General features: G+C 38.0%; 20 protein-coding genes. 3 read left to right on the top strand and 17 right to left on the bottom strand.

The features are described from left to right. Positions 1-2 precede the first annotated feature (2 nt). The 3 genes from ACERJO_RS05840 to ACERJO_RS05830 all read right to left on the bottom strand — a co-directional run bounded on the left by ACERJO_RS05840 (position 3) and on the right by ACERJO_RS05830 (position 2,414). Positions 3-914, bottom strand: a complete 912-nt coding sequence (locus ACERJO_RS05840) for a DoxX-like family protein (RefSeq protein ID WP_373646875.1) — start codon at positions 912-914, stop codon at positions 3-5. A gap of 160 nt (positions 915-1,074) precedes the next feature. Beyond that, complete coding sequence (locus ACERJO_RS05835; protein WP_247105771.1) at positions 1,075-1,251, bottom strand: hypothetical protein; 177 nt, start codon at positions 1,249-1,251, stop codon at positions 1,075-1,077. Positions 1,252-1,397: 146 nt separating this feature from the next. Next, positions 1,398-2,414 (bottom strand): glycosyltransferase family 2 protein, encoded by a 1,017-nt coding sequence (locus ACERJO_RS05830; protein WP_373646873.1) that lies wholly within the window; start codon positions 2,412-2,414, stop codon positions 1,398-1,400. A gap of 390 nt (positions 2,415-2,804) precedes the next feature. Here ACERJO_RS05830 and glf point away from each other — a divergent pair, with 390 nt between their 5' ends. Further along, the gene (gene glf, locus ACERJO_RS05825; RefSeq protein ID WP_247105863.1) at positions 2,805-3,911 is read left to right on the top strand and encodes a UDP-galactopyranose mutase; all 1,107 of its coding nucleotides are present in this window, start codon (positions 2,805-2,807) and stop codon (positions 3,909-3,911) included. 215 nt (positions 3,912-4,126) lie between these two features. On the opposite strand, the gene ACERJO_RS05820 is transcribed toward glf, so the two are convergent. From ACERJO_RS05820 to ACERJO_RS05775, 10 genes are all read right to left on the bottom strand, one after another. Further along, complete coding sequence (locus ACERJO_RS05820; protein ID WP_247105773.1) at positions 4,127-5,605, bottom strand: family 43 glycosylhydrolase; 1,479 nt, start codon at positions 5,603-5,605, stop codon at positions 4,127-4,129. Positions 5,606-5,696: 91 nt separating this feature from the next. Further along, positions 5,697-5,936 (bottom strand): glutaredoxin family protein, encoded by a 240-nt coding sequence (locus ACERJO_RS05815; RefSeq protein ID WP_247105774.1) that lies wholly within the window; start codon positions 5,934-5,936, stop codon positions 5,697-5,699. A gap of 193 nt (positions 5,937-6,129) precedes the next feature. Next, positions 6,130-6,930 (bottom strand): polysaccharide deacetylase family protein, encoded by an 801-nt coding sequence (locus ACERJO_RS05810; protein WP_373646870.1) that lies wholly within the window; start codon positions 6,928-6,930, stop codon positions 6,130-6,132. A gap of 277 nt (positions 6,931-7,207) precedes the next feature. Then, positions 7,208-7,993, bottom strand: coding sequence for a MerR family transcriptional regulator (locus ACERJO_RS05805; RefSeq protein ID WP_373646869.1), 786 nt, complete (start codon positions 7,991-7,993; stop codon positions 7,208-7,210). An 82-nt stretch (positions 7,994-8,075) separates the two neighbouring features. Next, the gene (locus ACERJO_RS05800) at positions 8,076-8,978 is read right to left on the bottom strand and encodes an NAD(P)/FAD-dependent oxidoreductase (protein ID WP_247105777.1); all 903 of its coding nucleotides are present in this window, start codon (positions 8,976-8,978) and stop codon (positions 8,076-8,078) included. 112 nt (positions 8,979-9,090) lie between these two features. Next, on the bottom strand, positions 9,091-9,522 hold the full coding sequence (locus ACERJO_RS05795) for an Rrf2 family transcriptional regulator (RefSeq protein ID WP_247105864.1): 432 nt from the start codon (positions 9,520-9,522) through the stop codon (positions 9,091-9,093). 404 nt (positions 9,523-9,926) lie between these two features. Continuing rightward, complete coding sequence (locus tag ACERJO_RS05790) at positions 9,927-10,946, bottom strand: SPFH domain-containing protein (RefSeq protein WP_247105778.1); 1,020 nt, start codon at positions 10,944-10,946, stop codon at positions 9,927-9,929. Positions 10,947-10,979: 33 nt separating this feature from the next. Next, the gene (locus tag ACERJO_RS05785; protein WP_373646868.1) at positions 10,980-11,753 is read right to left on the bottom strand and encodes a TPM domain-containing protein; all 774 of its coding nucleotides are present in this window, start codon (positions 11,751-11,753) and stop codon (positions 10,980-10,982) included. Next, on the bottom strand, positions 11,754-12,779 hold the full coding sequence (locus tag ACERJO_RS05780; protein ID WP_247105780.1) for a TFIIB-type zinc ribbon-containing protein: 1,026 nt from the start codon (positions 12,777-12,779) through the stop codon (positions 11,754-11,756). Positions 12,780-13,067: 288 nt separating this feature from the next. Continuing rightward, positions 13,068-13,757 carry a PspA/IM30 family protein gene (locus ACERJO_RS05775; protein WP_373646866.1) on the bottom strand — a complete coding sequence of 230 codons (690 nt, stop codon included), beginning with the start codon at positions 13,755-13,757 and terminating at the stop codon, positions 13,068-13,070. Between the two features lie 806 nt (positions 13,758-14,563). Between ACERJO_RS05775 and ACERJO_RS05770 the strand changes: the two genes are divergently transcribed. Further along, positions 14,564-14,929 carry a DUF4870 domain-containing protein gene (locus ACERJO_RS05770; protein ID WP_373646865.1) on the top strand — a complete coding sequence of 122 codons (366 nt, stop codon included), beginning with the start codon at positions 14,564-14,566 and terminating at the stop codon, positions 14,927-14,929. 90 nt (positions 14,930-15,019) lie between these two features. On the opposite strand, the gene ACERJO_RS05765 is transcribed toward ACERJO_RS05770, so the two are convergent. The 4 genes from ACERJO_RS05765 to ACERJO_RS05750 are packed head-to-tail and all read right to left on the bottom strand — an operon-like array spanning position 15,020 to position 19,624. Continuing rightward, positions 15,020-15,646 (bottom strand): metallophosphoesterase family protein, encoded by a 627-nt coding sequence (locus ACERJO_RS05765; protein ID WP_247105783.1) that lies wholly within the window; start codon positions 15,644-15,646, stop codon positions 15,020-15,022. Beyond that, positions 15,643-16,734 (bottom strand): ABC transporter ATP-binding protein, encoded by a 1,092-nt coding sequence (locus ACERJO_RS05760; protein ID WP_373646863.1) that lies wholly within the window; start codon positions 16,732-16,734, stop codon positions 15,643-15,645. Before ACERJO_RS05760 ends, ACERJO_RS05765 begins: the two co-directional genes overlap by 4 nt. Continuing rightward, positions 16,718-18,487, bottom strand: coding sequence for an ABC transporter permease (locus ACERJO_RS05755; RefSeq protein ID WP_373646861.1), 1,770 nt, complete (start codon positions 18,485-18,487; stop codon positions 16,718-16,720). The genes ACERJO_RS05760 and ACERJO_RS05755 overlap by 17 nt, the downstream gene beginning before the upstream one ends. Positions 18,488-18,508: 21 nt before the next feature. Then, positions 18,509-19,624, bottom strand: a complete 1,116-nt coding sequence (locus ACERJO_RS05750) for an extracellular solute-binding protein (RefSeq protein ID WP_373646859.1) — start codon at positions 19,622-19,624, stop codon at positions 18,509-18,511. Positions 19,625-19,773: 149 nt separating this feature from the next. Between ACERJO_RS05750 and ACERJO_RS05745 the strand changes: the two genes are divergently transcribed. Continuing rightward, the gene (locus tag ACERJO_RS05745) at positions 19,774-20,679 is read left to right on the top strand and encodes a LysR family transcriptional regulator (RefSeq protein WP_247105787.1); all 906 of its coding nucleotides are present in this window, start codon (positions 19,774-19,776) and stop codon (positions 20,677-20,679) included. The last annotated feature ends 142 nt before the right edge of the window (positions 20,680-20,821 follow it).

Raw genomic sequence — 20,821 nt, 5'->3', positions numbered from 1 at the left:
CTTCACCTACTACGATCTCGTTTTCTCTTACAATGATCAGCACTCGGCAAATCCTTCAGATTCAAAATCATTAGTATTGAGTATCCAATCATAGCCATTGTTAATGTTAGCGGATTGAATGGCGCCGCCAACAGATAAGCACTGCTCGTTAGAGCACCTACTCCTAAACAAATCAGCGCTACAATATTAATAACATGCAACCACCAATACCGACCTAACCATAAAAACGATAACCCGAAACCTATTTGTAGCACTCCTAATATATAGAGGAACAACTCCTCTTGTCCTTGAAACAAACCAGTACCTTGTAACAGCTCTAACTCTCCCGCATCTTGAAACAATACTTTCGGTACTAACCCTTGGTATATCCAAATAAAAGCAAGCACAAAGCTAGCAATGATATGAAAAAGACTTCTCATCATCGACATTTGTGGCGAAATCCCCTTCTCCAGCCACAATCGTAAACAGTCAAAGCTCCAAGCAGTCGCCCATCCCATAAGGGGTTTAAATACAACATTCATTAATTTACCCAAATAGCCAAAACGAGTAGCATAATCATATTGCGTAAGAAAAACAATCCCATCACTCGTTTGTGTATATTTCCAATAGCCACTCCCTTCCACAATTAAAGAAAGCGGATGATTCGCCCAAAATTTCAATGATGAAACGCGCTCATTTTTTTTCATAACTGTTTTAACACTTTCACCTGTTCCATTAATCGTTAATCCGCAGCCTATATTCGTTTGATATAGAAAATGCTGCGGGTCACCTTCATTTTCTTTCGGTAAATAGGTGATGTTCGTAAAACGCAAATCCCACTGCTGATGTACATCCGGTTTTTGTGTATAGTCCCACAATTTCTCCATTTCAGTATTAATAAGTGTCTCCACATAAATTGGCTTTGACTTTGACATATCCATCTCCTTATTAAATAATCAAAAAGGATTATTTGTTAGTGCGATTGTAACATACATTCTTTTCATTGACTGAATACGCTTATACATCCGTAACCCACAACCGAACTATAGAATAACAGACCGGATATCAATCACCGTATAAACGAACAAAGTGACATTACCGCTCATTTAATAAAATCATCCCAAGAGCCGTATAAATACTAGGATACTCAGCAAATACGTTATCACCTTCTTGATTAAGACAATATGCAAACATCTGTAAAGCAGATAGCAAATATGAAGAAGCTTCTTTATGAAGTTGGAAAGGTACAATGGTTAATGGAGTTTCTGACATAGGTAAGCACCTCCTTCATTTGAACATTTGACGTACTAGGAGGCGCTTATGAAAACAACAGTGCGTGGTTTCAATACGGTTTTACCCTGTAACTGATCATTTCGGCAAATTTCATCGATCGTAGCCGGTAAAGTACAAAATCTTCATTAATTAAATCCAATTAATTTCTGCGAGACTTTATAAACCCCAACTGAAACCATCCGACCTGGGCGACCAGGTAGATGAACAATTGGCCCTAATAAACCATATTTTAAAAAACCATACAAATGAGCATCATTATTTTTAATATACTTCCAAAGCTCCTTTTTCTTACGAAGGTTTTCCTTTGTTCCCGACTTAATTAACAGGAAGGTTGAAATGACCGTTACAATTTCTAAATGCTTTAACAGATAATGTCGGAGGTTCTCGTCTTTAATTTCATCGATTTGCACGGTCTCAATAAGAAGCTTATTCACCTTAATATGTTGGTCCACCCTTTTAATCATGATGCTTTCCTGAATAGATTGTCCTTCCCGACCAATATAGTATCGATAGAAATCAACATTCACATAATACATAGTCTTCACATATGGAAGTGGTGTATACACATATAAATTGTCTACGTAAAAAGTATGCTTAGGTAGCTCTAATCCACACTCTCGTAACAGCTGAGTTCGATAGATTACGGAATGCATCAAGATATATTTCCCTTTTGGAAACTTCTTCATTTCATTCCAAGTAAACACTCTACCTTCTGGAAGTACCTTATCATATTTAATAACTTTTTTATAAGTGGCACCTTCCTTTTCGTAAACAAAGTTACTGACAATCATATCAACTTGCTTCTCTTTTTCTACAAGACTGTGAAGTGTGTCTAGTAACTTCAAATAGGCTCTAATATCAACCCAATCATCACTATCAACCACTTTAAAGTACACCCCAGTTGCATGTCTAATACCGGTATTAACAGCCTCACCATGCCCACCATTTTCCTGATGTATTGTTTTGATGATCGTTGGATGTCGTTTCGCATACTCATCTGCAATCGCAGCCGTTTGATCCACTGAGCCATCATTCACTATCAGTATCTCTACATATTCTCCTCCAGGCAATAGAGATTCAATACAATGCCTCATATACTCTGCTGAATTATAGCACGGTATAACTACTGATAATAGTTTCATATGCACACTACCTTTACATTTCGTCCTTTTCAGGCTCTAGCTAAACTAAGAAAAATTTCTACAACTTCTTCATTCATTTTACAACCCCTTTATCACTTAAGATAGAGGCTTTCTTAGTTTTTTATGTTTAATAACCACCTTTTTTACAAATTCATAACAAACTTAAGACATTATTAAGATTAAAAAAGCCGTATGATGGCGATTCTATCATAATCACTGACTCATTTCTCATATGTACGCTTGAAAGCTTGGTACGTATTAGATTGTATAACCTGTTAAACATAAATAAGCTTGCTATTTTAAACAAAAGGATATTTGATATAATAAGAAAGAAATGAAGATGTGCAAACAAATGCAGACATTCAACCAGAAAATAAAGGGGACATTCGCATGTATGATTATTTAATTATCGGAGCTGGACTATTCGGCTCCGTATTCGCATACGAAGCTACAAAGAAAGGAAAATCATGCCTTGTCATAGACAAGCGTGATCATATTGGAGGTAATGTGTATACAGAGGAAATCGAGGATATTCACGTACATAAGTACGGAGCACATATTTTCCATACAAATGACAAAGCCACTTGGGAGTACATTAATCAATTCGCTGAATTTAATCGCTACACCAATTCTCCGATCGCAAATTACAAAGGGGAATTGTACAATCTCCCTTTTAATATGAATACATTTAATAAGCTTTGGGGTGTAACGACTCCTGCTGAAGCAAAACGTAAAATCAAGGAGCAACGGGAAGCTGCTAACATAACAGAGCCTAGCAATTTAGAAGAACAAGCCATTTCTTTAGTCGGTACGGACATTTATAAAAAGCTCATTAAAGGCTACACGGAAAAGCAATGGGGACGAGCTGCGACTGAGCTCCCCGCCTTTATCATTAAAAGGCTTCCTGTTCGCTTTACGTATGACAATAATTATTTCAATGATCGCTTTCAAGGAATTCCTATCGGAGGCTACACTTCTATCATTGAAAAAATGTTAAAAGGAATCGACGTTAAATTAAACATCGATTTTTTTCAAACTCGAGATGAATTAGAATCATTAGCACATAAAGTCGTCTTTACTGGCATGATTGACCAATATTATGACTACCAATATGGTATCTTAGACTACCGTAGCTTGCACTTTGAAACGAGAGTGTTAAAGGATGTAGAGAATTATCAGGGGAATGCCGTCGTTAATTACACAGATAGAGAAACACCTTATACAAGAATTATTGAGCATAAGCATTTTGAATTTGGCACACAAAGCACAACTGTCATTACAGAGGAATACCCGAAAGAATGGGAGCCTGGTGATACACCTTACTACCCCATTAATAATGCCCGTAATAACGAGATATACCGAAAATACAAAGCATTAGCTGACAAAGAAGCAAACGTTATTTTCGGTGGTCGACTCGCGACCTATAAATACTATGACATGCATCAAGTGATCGCTGCTGCTTTAACTACCGTACAAAAGGAATTTATCACTGATTAACAAGATGAAGGTAAGATCGAAAAGGAAAAACAAATGGGGCTGGGACAAAAGTATTTTCATAAGTGAGATACCGAATAAATCTAGAGTGGAGCACATTCACCGCTCCTGAAATATACTTCGCTACGTTATCTAAATGTTCGGATTCTCAGCTAAACACTTTTGTTTTGTCCCAGCCTCGCTTTTACGTTATCTCGTCTTTCTTCTCTTGATGAGACCTAGCAGGAGGCCTCCAATGCTATTAACTCAAATGAATAAAAGTCGAGCGCACCTTCTCCTTTGAAGGTAAAATACAGCGCCTTCACTCCATTTTCAACTTTTGTATTCGTACGAAATTGGCGATATTCTTTACTTGGTTCAATTTCTATTTTCGCAAATGGTTCCCCATCCATTGAATCTGACACATATATAAATCCAACTGCCTGACCACAAACCTTTACAGAGATTCCTTTTAAATGATCTAGTTGAAAATATTTAAACCCTGCTTTCGCACCATCTCTCATATTTGCTATATATTGTGTTGGCCGACTTTCACGATCCTTACCACTTTGGGTAAAATAAGGGTGGTCTTTAAAAGTCACATGACCAAAATAAACGCCATACCGACCTGCTCCATTACGAGACATTAAGTGACAAGCTATCCTTGCCTCATATTTACCTTCCCCACGTAAAGGACCTTGATTCAGGCCACAACTTGTCATTTCTACTTGCTCAATAGAACCATCATCTTCTATTTCAATACGTTCCGCAGCCGCTTGCCTTGAATAATGATGACGATTCGTTTGTCGATGATAAAATACATACCATTGCCCTTCAACTTCAACAATACTTCCATGGTTATTCCCGATATAATTTAACGCGTCTTGGTCCTTCTTTGAGCCATTAATGTATAAATCGCCATTACTAATAATCGTTCCCCCATAAACAAAATCACGAGTTGGACTTTTACTCGTTGCATAACAAAGCTCATGACCATTTATCGAGGAATAAATAAAATAGTACGTATCGTTTATTTTCCTCATTGAACTTGCTTCAAAAAATTCATGTCCTTCAAATCCCGTACCGTCTGCATGACCGACTTTTGAAAAAATTAATTTAGGCTCCGATATAGCAGTTTTCATATCAGAATCAAGCTCAATAACATATCCTCCATTAAAGACCTTCTTCTTCCAGCCTGTAAGAAAAAACGGAACAGGCTTCTTCGGTGCAAAACCATAATATAAGTAGACTCTCCCATCATCATCAACAAAGATAGCAGGATCAAACAAATAAGGAGCTCCCCACTCTTCTGATAATTTCCGACCATCGGTTCTATGGCTGACATACCCATAAAACTCGTACTCACCAGCAGGCTCATCACACACAGCTACCCCAATCACACTTCGAAAACCTAACGTATAATATAAGTAATACCTTCCATCTGCCCCTCTCGCTACATCAGGTGCAAACATTTGATACAAGCCTAGTCGATTCATCGGGTCTTGTTTTTTTCGATAAATTGTCCCTTCATATCGCCAAGCACTTAAATCATCTACAGGTGCAGACCAGCAAACATAATCATTTAAACAGAAAAGCTTCCCATTAAACCGATCATGTGATCCATAAACATACAGTCGGTCATTAAATACATAAGGTTCACCATCTGGAATATACTCAAAGCTCGGTAAATATGGATTAAACGCCTGACGTTTCTTCATTTCTCCTCACCACCTTTTCTCCATCACTTTAAACCCTTCATGAAAGGGACTACCTTACATGAAGGGCCATGTAACATACTAATAAGTGTCTTTATCCTTTAGCTAACTCTACAATTTCCTTTAATTCAGGATTAAACCCTTTCACTGCTCTATCACCCAACACCGTAACAGGGATTCCCATAAACCCAAACTTTTCAACTTCCTTTTGATACTCACGATTCTTTAGTACATCCCTTACTTCAAAAGCGATCCCTTCATTCTCTAGCATTTGTTTCACATACGTACATTCTACACAGCCATCAGCTGAATAGACGATCACTTGTTTACTCACTTAAACTGCCACCTCTCTTTTGTTATGTAGTGAGTATTATACAGGAACGAATCAAAGAATGTTAATCCTAGTGCTCACAGAAGAAGCTCTTAGGCTAAGATCAGCAAAAAAGTTGAAACCCCAATTTTTTCAGTGCCTTTCTTAGGATTCAACTATCCTAAATGGATTGATCACTTTTTATAAATATTCGCAACTAATTTAACCTTACTTGTTCCCCGCCTTTTATCTCATAAATGGTGCTGTCAACATTCAACCACACAGACCGTGCATTAGGATTAAAGACAAATTGACTACCAGCTGAAAATTTCAGATTCCGAAAAGCTTTTAAATAGTCAATAATGTCAATATTTGTTGCATACCAAATGTCCTCACGTCCGCCAATCAGCTTACAGAACGATTCAATCATATCCCAATTCTTATCGTTATCAAACTCATAGCTATGACCCCAAACATATAACATATACAAATATTGTTGCTTATGAAGGCTTATAAATTCTTTAGCAAACTTCATTAAATGATGATTGTGATGACAGGTTGGATTCCATTCGAGGAAATCATCAGGCATCGAAAATGTACCCGTACTATGAACTGTACGGGCATATTCAATCCCTAGATGCGGCAATAATTCTTTAATCATTTGATTATACGACCCATTTGGATATGACAACCCTCTAACCGTATAGCCGGTAACAGTCTCTAACGCTTTACGATCATTCATGACTTCTTCTATAAGCTGCTCTTTCGGAGATCTAGCAATAGTAGGATGAGTCACCGTGTGTGCCGATATCTCGTGGCCTTCATAAAGTTCAGTTACTTCATCTATTGCAATTCGATCATCAATACCCATTAAACCTGAGTTCAGGTGAAACGTTCCTTTTAGTCCATATTGATTAAATAGTGAAACGAGCCTTCGATCAGCCCCCTTCCCATCATCATAGCTTATCGTTAACACTTTATGCTTCCCTTCTGGAAATACCAACATTACTTTCGGCATAGAGATCACCTCGATTGTTAATAAACATGCATCAAACTATTCGATAGAGTTCTCTCATTTCCCTGCTTATATAAGAAAAACTTCCTATCATGAGAACTAAAAAAATTTGATTCTCGTATCATGAGAGCAATGAGCGAAGCCATTGCTAGTCAACCTCGTAGCGGCCTTTTCTTATAAGCATTGCGCGGAGCCTTTACAGCGTTTTTAAGTTTTTTAAGTAGTGGAACGTGTAACGAGCCTAATTCATTACATTATTACCTTTTAAAATAACTGAACTCTAAACTTCTCCACCTTTCTCACGATACATAGCTTCCATCGCCTTTCCAATCTCCATTAAATAAGCCTCTTCTTCTTTTGTCCAAAAGCTAGGGAATTGAAAATCTATCATGTCCGATTCCGTTAAGTCTTCGATTTGTTCAAGCTGCAAAGCAAGCTCCTCTTTATCTTCTACATGCTTTGTTGCTACATCTGTTAACTTAATTAGAACATCAAATGCCTCTTGTGATTGTGGAGCGATACCGTCTTTTATCAATTTCTTAATGGATGCTAGTACATCTAACATCTCCGTATCCATTTGATTTCGTTGCTCCTTCGAAAGAGATAAATATCGATCAGCCACATCATCTGAAAAGTTTTCTTTGATCCATTCTTTTTGATCATCCTCGTGCTCGATTTGATACAATAATGAAGTGAGAACAGTTGGCGTAATAGGCTTTTCTTCTTCAATTAAGGATTGAACTCGTTCCACTGCTTCAATCGCTCGGTTTAATTCATCTCTTTTTTCGACTAATAGCTTATGCTGTAACGGTAAAGACTCTTCTATTTCAGAAATCGTTTCATCCGTTAGAATACTCTTAATATCCTGTAAAGAGTAGCCTAAAAATTTTAACGACTGAATCTGCTGTAGTCTCGCTAACTCTTCCATACCATACAATCGATGACCCGAATGATTTTGCTTAGTCGGAACAAGTAAACCTAACTCTTCATAAAATCGTAACGTCCTCACTGTAATTCTCGCACGCCGTCCAAACTCACTAATCGTAAAAGTCTGCTCTTCATTCATCATAATTACACCCTTTCTCCATGTCATAATTCAAGATTAGCATGGAACGTAACGGAAGGCGCAAGAGCACAAAACAAAAAACTTAAAAATCTTCATTCACCAAATCAGCAACAACACCACCACTAGCCGTTTTACTCCCTGCACTTGCAGCAATAATTAATTGTGCAGGATTTGAAATTGTCATGTCTCCACATGCATACACACCTTCAATATTCGTTCGTCCAAATGGGTCGACTTCCACCCCACCTCTATCATTCATTTTACAGCCTAGCGCTTCTACTAATGCTGACGATTGCTTTAATCCAGTGACAACAAACCCACCTTCCCTTTTTATTTCACGACCATTTTTAAATTGTACCGTTTTTAACTGACCATTGCTTCCTCGTAAAGCTACAATCTCATTCTCTATTAATTGAATATTCTTCGTTTCTAGTTGCTCCTTTTGCTCTTGTGTTAAAATATCTTTCCCATTCGTACAAATAACTAAGTCTTCACTCCAGTTATAAATCATCTTTATCATATGAAAGGCATGATCATTTTCTGCTATGACAACTAATGCACGATCCTTTAACTCCCATCCATCACAAAATGGACAGCTAAATAAGCTACTACCATAGAATTGTTCAATTCCTTCTATAGTAGGTAGAATATCTTTAAGACCCGTAGCCAATATTACCTTCCGAGAACGGAGAGGTTCGCCTGCTGTTGTCTCAATCAAAAACGCTTGATTATCATTCTTAATATCGATCACTCGATTATTTAGAATCTTAACATTCGTATACTTACTTAAATCTTCTTTTCCTATCTTTTTAAAATCAGATGGATGAATTCCATCTCTCGTAATAAACCCATGCGATTCTTGTGTAACTGCATTTCTAGGCTTATCCTCATCAATGAGAACGATATCCTTTCTCGCTCTTCCAAGTACAAGTGCAGCATTTAAACCAGCTGCCCCACCACCAATAATGACACAATCTAATAACATACTTATTCCTCCTCATTATTAAATCTATTATAGAGTTTTAATATCTGCAATTAACCTAAATTTTTTTGATCCTTAAGTATCAATCACATGATGAGCCACTTTACGATAATGTTCAAGTAGCATAGTGCTTCGTCTTAACAGCGATCTTATTCGCAATATCGACAATTTTCTTTTTACTTAGTTCATCCTTCATTTTTGTTTCTGCTTCTATCATCACATTTTCAATTACGCAGGCTTCATTCCTAGACCACGTTTCATGCTCTAACGAACAAGTAAACAAAGTCGTATTTCCCTCAATCGCATAAATGACATCTAAAAAGGAAATTTCACTAGACCTTTTGACAAGACTATACCCACCTTTCACCCCTGGAGTCGATTCAATGAGCCCTGCTTTCACGAGCTTGGTCAATATTTTAGACAAATAAGTTGCTGAAAGATTTTGAACAGTTGCTAGCTGCTCAACTCCAACAGATTTCCCTTTCGGAGCTAACGTCAAGTAAACCATCGTGTGTAGAGCATAATTAGTCGCTTTTGAATATTTCATAGTTGTCACCTCATAACTAGGACTATTACAGATCTTTAATATCTTTAATTGATTATATTTGATCATAAACTTCGTTTCAAGTTTTTTGTTTTGCCCTAATTTATTGTTCAAATCTTAGACCTCTGAATTAGATTCGCAATAACTCCGTAAAGAGGCTGGGACAAAAGTGGTTTAACTAAAAGAAAAGCCGAACAATGATAGATGGTGGACATAAACCGCTCCTGAAATATACTTCGCTTTCCGCGGGAAGCCGGTGAGCCTCCTCGTGCTTCGCACTGTGGGGTCTCACCCTTGGCTTTTCATCCCACAGGAGTCTACGTATATTTCATCCGCTACGTTCATCTTTTGTTCGGGTTTCCAGATAGACACTTTAGTTATGTCCCAGCCTCACTGCTGATAAAACCTTATACTAGCTTAAATCCACAATTTGTACAGAAGTTTCCGCCTGCTGCTTTCGTCCCACAGTTCGGGCAGAAGTTGGGCTTTTCAGTTGCTCCTGCTTGTGGTTGATCATTAGATGATGTCTGTTGTGGTTGCGCCTGTTGCTGATTAATTTGCTGGGGTTGTTGAGAAGGTTGCTGATGTTGATTCATATTCTTCATCATTTCATTCGCTACATTCATTCCCATCATCATACCAGTCATATCAGAGGCTGTACCACCACCTTGAACTTTCCCAGAAGCCATGCCATCAACCATTTCGACTTGCTGGTACTTACCTAGGTCGCCAATCATAGAATGAGAGGCTGATTTCGTAATACGTTGCTGGATTTCCTCTGGATAGTTAAAGCTCCTCACATTGAAACGCGTAATCGTCATACCATCTTCAATAATATTCATATCTAAATCTTCTTTGATCCCCTTGGAAATATCAGAGGCATTCGCTTGAAGGTTAAACATATCCTTCCCTTCACGGCTAATCCATTTCATTAAATATTGATCCAATACAGAAGTAATTCGGAGCTTCACGTCTTCAACGTGATAGCTACTTTTCACTCCAGCTATTTTATCTATTAAATCAATATAGTTGTTGACTTTGAAATTAAATGTCCCATTTGCGCGGATCGGTAGCCCACCAGGTAACTGCGAATGTGGCAAATTAATCGCATTTCTCGTTCCCCACTTCACCGTAAATTCTTTCGTATTAACGAATAGAACCTCAGCACGCATCCCACTATTAAAACCGAACTTAAACCCTTTTAACGTTGACAAAAACGGGATGATTTCTGACTCGATATCATAGCTTCCTTCATCTTTGAAAATCCCTTCAATTCGTCCAGAATGTAAAAAAATCGCATCCTGTCCTGGTCTAATTATTAACTTACTTCCTTTCTTAATTTCTTTGTTACTCCACTTCCAAAAAATCATATCATCACGAAATTCTTCCCACTCGACCACATTAGCAAATTGATTTCGAAAAAACATCGAATTCCCCTCTCTTTAAATAAGCTGTACACTTTAGAAGCTTCCTCGGCTTCCACTACGAGAATGTCCACCTGCTGTCCGACCGCCACCACCACTACTATTATTCTTGCTCGGCTTCTTCGTCTTCGTCACAGATTTTCTAACAAAACGATCCTTCCTATGAGTGACACCTAAACTATTAGCATCGAGGTAGGTTTTATCATTCGTCGTCTTCCTCCCCCCAGCATTATAGGCCATGATAAAAACAACAAGTCCCGCTACTCCTAACGAAACGATCAAATGGAACCACCAAGCTGAAAAGAAAGTAGCTTCCTCATAATCCGAATCCGGTTCTATATTCAAATACCGATCGACTAATTCGATATACATCGAAAAAGCATCGAAATAATTGCCGTCTGACAAATTAGGTGTAATCTCCTCACGAATTAACGTCGCACGATGATCATCAATATACTCTTCAGTTCGATAATAACCTTGAATCTGAAGTTCACGCCCCTCAAGGTCCACCGTTAATAGGGCCGTATCACCGTTCGGTTGGTTATATCCTGGACTATGTTCGTCATAGAAATCATCCGCATATCGAGTCACACCCTTACCTTCCGTATCGTTCGTCGTTACGATCAATATGTCGACTTCATTTTTATCACTATACTGATCAGCAAGCGCCTCAATTTGAGCAGCTTCCTCGTTATTTAACAACTCGGCAAAGTCATAGAGCTTTTGCTCCGTTTCAGCAAAAATAGGATATAAAGGGATAAACATAAATAATAGCACGATAGAAATAACGATTAAAAAAGACCTTTTCATTTAAACGTCGCCTCCCATAAGCCATGCAAGCGTCCTTAACACAATAAAAGTGCTTGCAGCGATCCCTGAGAACCATGCAGTAACTTTACCAAAGCTAATCGGTGGCTTTCCAACTACCTTACCCGTCTGTCCGTTCATCGCAAAAATATGCTCCTTGTTTCCGTAATCATAATAGACCATCCATACCGGAATAAGGGTATAATAGGCTTGATTCTGCTTCGTATCCAAGCGTTTTCTCTTAATCGTTGTCGTATGATATGCAGAAGTTGTTGATTTGATATACGTATCTACATAATTCTCTACCCTTGCTTGCACACGAGGTAGTAGCTCTTTGTCATCATAATTATATTTCTCAGCAATATAGCCAGCCAAATAAGGGGTATTAAACTCTTTAAGATTGCTATAATTGTAGGGCTCAAGCTTATCCATTAATTCATCATCCATTTTCTCAGAAGCATCTACTGGAACTTTGACATATTGGAGATCCACACTACGAGACACATCGAAATATCTTGTCTCTGTATAAATATAGTCTCCTCTTGTATACCTACGTACCTTCGTACAAACCGCGTCAACATCGCCTTTACTATTTAAATCATACAGCCAAAAAGGTACATACATACCCGTAATGTTTTTAATACGGTCTGCTGTCATAAAGCCTTTAGGTGTTAACTTGCCCTTCTTGCACCATTTCTTAAAAGCTTCCTTCGCCTCATCTTTATTAATTTGAAATGGAATCACGAACGCTGGTGCCAGATCACCCGATAGACGATCAGCGAGCACAACACCCGCCCCACAAAAGCAGCATGTCGTCGCTGTTGTATCTGAATCTGTCAAAATATCAGCACCACAATTCTTACAATGATATTGAATCGCTTCCCCTTCTTCAAACTTATGTAACACGTTTTCTTTTGGAAACGACTCAATGTCATCATGCCTTCCACAGCTTCCACATGATAACTTCCCTGATGCACTATCGAACTTCATATCTGCACCACAGCTAGGACACTTATAATGTATAACCATTCTTTCACTTCCTCTTCAGCCATTTCAGAAGAAGAGGCTGGGACATAACTAAAGTGTCTATCTGGAAACCCGAACAAAAGATGAACGTAGCGGATGAAATATACGTAGACTCCTGCGGGATGAAAAGCCAAGGGTGAGACCCCGCAGTGCGAAGCACGAGGAGGCTCACCGGCTTCCCGCGGAAAGCGAAGTATATTTCAGGAGCGGTTTACGTCCTCCATCTATCATTGTTCGGCTTTTCTTTTAGTTAAACCACTTTTGTCCCAGCCTCTTCTCATTACCTTCTATCTATTTATCATCTAAACTTCTTTTTAACGCTTCAAGTTCATCATCTACACCAGATCCTGACCCTGTACTACCGGTACTATACTTAGCCATTAAATCATCGATGTCATCCTTTGGCTGGACATTCAACTCAGCCATCGCATTAGCCTTATCATATGCTGCATTGGCTTTTTGCTCCATTCGTTCAAAGGCAGAGATTGAGCGATTGGCACTTCCTGCTGAAGAATGTATATTATTGATTCTTTCTTGTGCCTTTGCAACTGCAAGCTTTCCTTTAATTAATGTTTTGCGCTCTTCTAATTCCTTCACATCTGCTATTAACTTATCATGCATTTCGCGCATCTTGACAACATTAGAAGCAGCTGCAGCATGAGCATTTCTTAGCTCTGTTTCCCGGACGGACATTGAAGATTTACGAGCCAGAAACTTTCTAGCATCGTCTTCATTTCCTGCCTCCAACGCTTTCACAGCATAGCTTTGCATCTTATCCATTTCAGCGACGCACTCATCAAGGTCTCTTTGTACGCGCTGCTCCTCAGCCATAATCGTCGCAGTTTCCGACTTCACTTTCCCTAAATCATTGTTCAAGTTACGTAAGTATTGATCAATCATTTTTTCAGGATCTTCAGCTTTGTCTAACATTGCATGAATATTACTTGCCATAATCTCCCGAAATCTCACTAAAATATTCATTTAACATACCTCCCTATAATCTTATTGACATAGTGAACCAATTCGTGCCAACAACTAGTCATTAAAAGATGTTATATTCTAGTCAATTCACAAAATATAAGCGACATTGTTATCAATTACCACCACTCGATAAATTGTATAACATATTTAAGAAAGAGTCATTAGGTCGAACAGTCTACCTTTACACACTCAGATTCCCTTTTGCTCGCTCATGCTCAAGATACCTATATCATTTCTTACGTTTTCAAATTTGTTCTGGTTTCATAACTCAAACATTCAACATTTGAATAGAGTATGTTCAAAAACTACCAAAAAAATGTGACAATGGCTCCGTTCTCTAAGCGTCTTGTGTAAGAAAACCTGAAGTCCACTGAAAAAGTACAAATCCATTTTTAGACTAGCAATGGCTTCACTCGTTGAGTGCTTGATACGAGAAATCCACTCGTCTCAAGCTTTCAACACAGATAACGGTTTCGTACATTGCATTGAACAGCCTCTAATGGGAAAAAATCACAAACAGTGAATACAACTACTATTCAATGAATCGAACTCAATAAATTAAATCGTAATCTTTCCGTGAATGGACAGCTAAGACATTCGCCAATAATCAGGACTTAAGAACCATATTTGCACCTCTTTTACGATTAAGGCGATATTTGACAATACATACACTACCATACTATTATGAAGAACATTACATAATATTGTTTTACATAGGTGAGTGATGGATACATATACAATCATTCCAGACACACCGATTAAACATTATTATTTATTCTTCAACATTCAATTATGGAGGGATTAAAATGGAAGAAGAGAAACAAATGAATGACAAGGAAGAGAAGACGTCCACAGGTATGACACAAAATGTATCTGGTGCACTATGTTATCTAGCTGGTTTTGTTACGGGAATTATTTTTTTATTCATTGAAAAAGAGAACAAATTTATACGTTACCATGCATTTCAATCTATTTTTTTATGGGCCATTTTATTCATTTTCGGCTTCGTTGTAGGGATGATTCCAATTCTAGGAGTGATCTTACCGATATTTTTCACACCCCTTTGTTTATTCCTTTGGCTTTATTGCATGTATAAGGCGTACCAAGGAAGTGACTTCCAACTGCCTTTTGTAGGACAAATGGCTAACGATCAAATTGAGAAGTCAGTGTAGTAGAATGATCGACTATTCATAATGATGAAGAAAAAAGCTGATTAGACTTAAATGCCTAATCAGTTTTTTTTACACATTCAAGACTAAGACTTAAGCTATTGTGATAGCATTTTTAACGATTTGCTTAGTTGCTAAATTACCCTGATAGATCACATGATACGTTAAATCAATTAATGATAAAAATAATCCTTCCCCAGCCCCCGTGTCAATTCCAACTTTATTTTCATCAATCCAAATTTCACCTATCGATGCCCCTAATCGATACGTTGGTGTATGACCAAATATAACAGGCTTCGGTAATTTACTTCTATTGAAGAAAAAATCCTCTCGAATCGTTGTCAAATCCTCAATTGCTTGAAACTCTAAAGGAATCCCTGGCCGTATACCTGCATGTACATAGATGAATTGACGGTCTTCATAATAATATGGAAGAGTAGATAAAAAGCGGTACCACTCTGGACTTAATGGGGACTCAAGCTCATTTTTAATCCCTTTTATCAGCTTATCTTCATGGTTTCCCCTTATAACAATCGCACCATTATCTTTTAATTGACGAATGTAATGTAGTGTTTCTAATGATTCTGGGCCTTTATGTACATAATCTCCAAGTAGCACGAAAGTATCCTCTACAGGATCGTAGTTTGCTAGTTGCAATAACCGATGTAGCATCGTTTTATGCCCATGAATATCGGACATAACGAGTAAACGACCGCTCAAATATATGTGCTCCTATATAGAAAAGTTCTATTTGTAGGAAAAGTCATCCATACATCCGTGTTAGAGTCTATAGGCGTATCATAATGTGCCGTTACGATTAGTCCTTCCGTAACCTTCACAAACACACGCCAACGCAAACCTTCATAGACAACATGATGTACTTGGCCCATTAATAGATTTAATTCAGGATCTACATTCGGTTTCTCAGCATATAGCTTCACTTCTTCTGGATGAAAGAAAATTTCAACATCCCCCTGCTCGATATCCCCAATTTGATTACCAGAAACGAATTGTGAATGCACTTTGGCAAGCAAGCTCACCTTCCCTTCAATAGCAGGAGCTACTTCTCCTTGAAGACCATTAATATAGCCCAACAACTGGGCTACCCAAGGTGAAGCTGGTGCTTCAAACACGTTTCTTGGTGTATCGAACTGTTCAATCTGACCATCCTTAAGTATCATCATTCGATCCGCAATCGCAAAGGCCTCATCCGTATCATGTGTTACATAAAGTACAGAAATATTTAACTTTCTTAATAAAAACGAGAGTTCATGCCTCATTTCAATCCGAAGCTTAACATCTAAATTCGAAAGTGGTTCATCCATAAGCAAGAGACGAGGCTTTGTAGCTAATGCACGTGCAATTCCTACTCGCTGTTGTTGTCCACCTGACAAATGAGCTGGTAATCTTTCCAACAATCCATCAAGCTTCATTAAAGTAGCTAACTCTTCCACTCTAACTCTTATTTCCTTTTTCGATAGCTTCTTTCTTTTTAAACCAAAGGCAATATTCTCAAAAACAGTCATATGTGGCCATAATGAATAATCTTGAAAGACCATATTAACCTTTCTTTTTTCTGATGCCAGTTGATATTGATTCGTTGCAAACACAACTTCATCCATTTTTATTTCTCCCATAAATGGTTGTTGCATTCCTGCAATTTGTTGTAGCAAAGTGGATTTCCCACAACCTGATGGACCTAGTATCGCAATAATTTCTCCTTCTGAAATAGTAAAAGTAACATCATTTAAAGCATATACATTACCATAGCGTTGTTTAAGATTGGATACTTTAAGAAGCATAGTCATGTTCAAGTTCTCCTTTCGTCTTTTGGCTTTCAATATCTTTTACAAGCCATTTCTTCAACAAAAGATCGGCAAGCACGATTAATAACAAAACAACCGTTCCGCTAATAATCGTTGCTGCTGTACTGTAACCATACTTAAGCTGTTCAAACGACTTATCAATTGTGATCGGAATTAATTGATAATTTGGTGGATATAGCATTTTCGTTATGGCTAAATCAAATATACTTGTACCAAACGATGCTAATCCCGCTGCGATGAGGGAGCTACGTACTAGCGGTAAAATAATGAATCTCATCCTTTGCACTTTCGAGGTTCCTTGAAGGGCCGCTGCGTGCATCATATTCGCAGGTACCTTTGCAAAAGCTCCAGCTTGTAATCGAACCGCAAATGGGATGGCTCCAGCAATAGCTGCTAATACGACAATCCATGGTGTACCGTATAGATGAAGATTAATTGTTTCTAACCACGCCTGATTCCAAATAAAAATATATCCTATCCCTAAAACGACGCCCGGAACTACTAATGAGATTAGTGATACTGATTGGATAAATCCTTTCCAACGAAAGTTTGTAAAAAACAAAACATAAGAAACAAAAAAGCCAATGATCACACTTATGATCGCTGCGACAAATGCAATCCATATGGAATTTTTTAAGCTCATTAGAAACTGCGAATCCTCAAAAAGAACCATATAATAGTTATGAAATGTAATATTATTAATAGCTAAGCCTCCACTCATACTATCCATTATTGAGATGAAAAAGCTCGAACCGATGGGAACCCCTATTATAATAAGAAGAAACAGCAAATTCCCTGCCATTAACCACATAGCATGCTTCGATTTCCTCGGTTGAAACCTCACAGCTTGAGCATTTAAAAAATCGAATCTTGCCTTTTTCATAAAAAGAAATAAAAAAAACAGCGCCAAAATAAGGATTACAACTAAATAAAATGCCAATACTCCAGCTTGATCAAATCGAGTAGGTGACGTATGAATCGCCGTATAAATAGAATAAGGAAGTGTCGGAAAACGATAAACAGTAGCTAATGCAGATGGTAAGCCAAAATCCCCGATAGTATCCATAAAAACAAGTGCCCACCCTGCTAAAAAGGCGGGAAATATCATTGGAATATGGACCTTCTGCCATAGTACAAAGGAATTTGCACCACATAGCCTTGCCGCATCCTCATAACGCTTCACATTCCATTCAAGTGCTGCAGCCACTGCTAAATATGCTAAAGAAAACTTACTTAGCGTCATAACAATTATGAGACCAAATGGTTGAAACACGAAAGCCGACACCCACTCCCAGCCCAACCATTGATAGGCCAATCCATTTCCATTTGCAAATAAGATCCATCCTTGTGCGATAATAAAAGATGGTGTAATAAGCAAAGCCCACACGGCTATATCAAGCAGCCTCGCTGTTGGAAAGGCCCAAAATGTTCGTACTATAGCTAAGCAACCGCCAAGTATTGTTGCAAAAAAGGCAGTCCCTGATGCTAAAACAAGTGAATTCCTCAATGAATATAACCAAAGTGGCCGATCAAAAATTTCTAGAACACTTGAAAATCCAATAAAGTCTCTTTCTCCCCAAAAAACACCCGGTAGAAAAATTTGAATTAATACCGCTATAAGCGGGAGTAAGATGAGAACAAACAGAAGCAGGGTTACCCCTACTCCTAAATAATTTGCTCGGAAAAGAGATGTCCAGCTTTTCACTCTTTTAAAATTTTGTATCTTTTCATCCATCATATAAATCCCTTTCCAGCATTATTGTACAGCTCGATCAGCAAACCATTGTTTAATTTCTGCTTCATGTTCTGAGGCCCACTCGACATCTGGAACGACAATGTTAGGATTAACTTCTCGATCAGGCCTAACCGTTGCCCCTTCTGCTAATGGCGTAAAAAAACTATCCGTATCATCCATTTGTGTTAATTGATTTTGAGTTTCCATATCTAATAGAAATTCAACAAACGCTTTCGCTATTTCGATGTTTTCCGAATGCTCTCCAATTGCAGCAACGCGAACTGATCCTGGAACTCCTTCTTCAGGCCAAATAATTTCAATATTTTCCCCATTTAGCTTTAAACCATAGGAATTGTGTTCCTGCAGAGCAGCAGCTTTTATTTCCCCATTTACTAGCGCACTTCCGAGTGGCCCATTTTTCGGATAAACACGTAATCGATTCTCTTGAAACATCTCATCAAACATGGCTTTCGCCTCGTCCATCCCCATATCATAGAAGAACCAAGAAGCAACTGGATAAGCTGGTGCTGCCACACCAGGATCAGCCATACCGACTATGTCACTTAATTGGAAAAACTCTTCCCATGTTGTCGGTGCTGTTTCCGCAGTAAACGCATCTTTGTTATAAGCTAGCGTTGCTGCAGCGTGAATACCTGTTGGAAAATAAGCATTCGTACTAGGCAAGAAACTCTCTCCTTCTGTCGAAAGCTGCGAAAGATTCTCAGGCTCCCAGCCTTCTAGAAACATTCCCCTATCAGCAAGACTATGTAATGAAGCATGTCCATCCATCCAAATAACATCCCATTGCGGATTGCCTTGTTCCGCTTCTACTCTTGCTAGAATTTCACCACCACCACCATGAATGACTTCGACTTGATAGCCAGTTTCTTCTTCAAATAGTGGACCGATTTCATCTGTAAAGTCGTTAGCATAGACAATTAAAGGCTCTTCAGAAGTGATACTTTCAGCACTACTACTTTTCATATTAGGGGAATCTTCCTTTTCTGCTACAGCTTCATCCGTATTCACTTGACTTCCACACCCAAACATTATTAATAGACCTAATAAAAAGACAACCAAAAACATTAAATCCTTAAACAGGTTTTCTTTTAACATCTCTTCACCCTCTTTCTTCATATTTCTTTCTCACTTAAATCGTATCAGGGCTTTGTAAATGCAGATTGTTACAAACTTAAAGAAAATATTAAATATCATCTATTTTATTTAATATAAAATAGATGATATCTATAATTGATAAATAAATTGACATGAAGGGATGATCCATAATGAATCTACAGCAATTAAAAATTTTTGTTCTAACTGCACAATTACAAAAGCTAAAGCTTGTTGCGGAACGTCTTAATATTAAACAACCCACTGTTACCTTTCACCTCCAGCGTTTCGAAGAGGAATGTGGTATTCCGCTGTTCAAACCATCCTCTCTTAGGACGTTAAAACTTACAAAAGCAGGAGAATCTCTTTACCCTCTTGCTATGCAAATTACAATGCTTTCAGAAGAAATCGAGTCTACAATAGCCGGCTTTAATGAAAGGCAGCGCGGCACTTTACGCATTGGCTCTACCTATACTCCAGCAACCTTCCTCTTACCGGAACAGCTTGTCTCATTTAAATCATTGCATGAAGAAATAACATTGTCACTAGAAGTAAAACCCGCAACAATCATAATGGAAAAAATAAAAAACTATGAGCTCGATATCGGTATTATTTCGTATGGATCTATTCCAGGAAAGCATTTCACTTCTCGTATGATTTTTAAAGATGATTTAAAGCTTCTCCTACATCCCAATAACCCTCTAGCAGTTAAAATGAACATCGAAATAGACGACTTAATAAAAGAAACGTTTATTATGCATGAACAAGGGTCAACATCTAGACTGCTCATCGATAATTGGGCACATGAGCATGACATTACTCTTTCAATCGTTATGGAGGTTTCTGCGACTGAAACAATGAAGGAAGCAGTAAAGAAAAATATGGGGGTCGCGATCGTATCAGAAAGATGTTCATTAAGAGAAGTCGAGCAAGGAGAGTTAGTTTACAAAGAAATCCCATACTTTCAGCAGGATCGTTTTATTCACCTTATCCATCAAAAAAATAGAGTTATCACACCATTAATTCAAGATTTTATCGATACAACTATTCAATATTTTCGAACGACATCTCACAAGTGATTATGTTCAAAAAGTGCCAAAAAAACACCGCAATGGCTCCGTTCGTTACACGTCTTGTGATCAGAAAACCACTCACCACAAGACTTTTAAAAGATGTAGTAACTACGCTCATTGCTTAGAGATCATTCAAAAAGGAAAACAG

This window comes from Halalkalibacter sp. AB-rgal2 (genome assembly GCF_041821005.1).
Taxonomy (GTDB): Bacteria; Bacillota; Bacilli; order Bacillales; family Bacillaceae_D; genus Halalkalibacter.
Note: the sequence above shows the minus strand (reverse complement) of the source record. Positions and strands in the feature narration are given on the sequence as shown.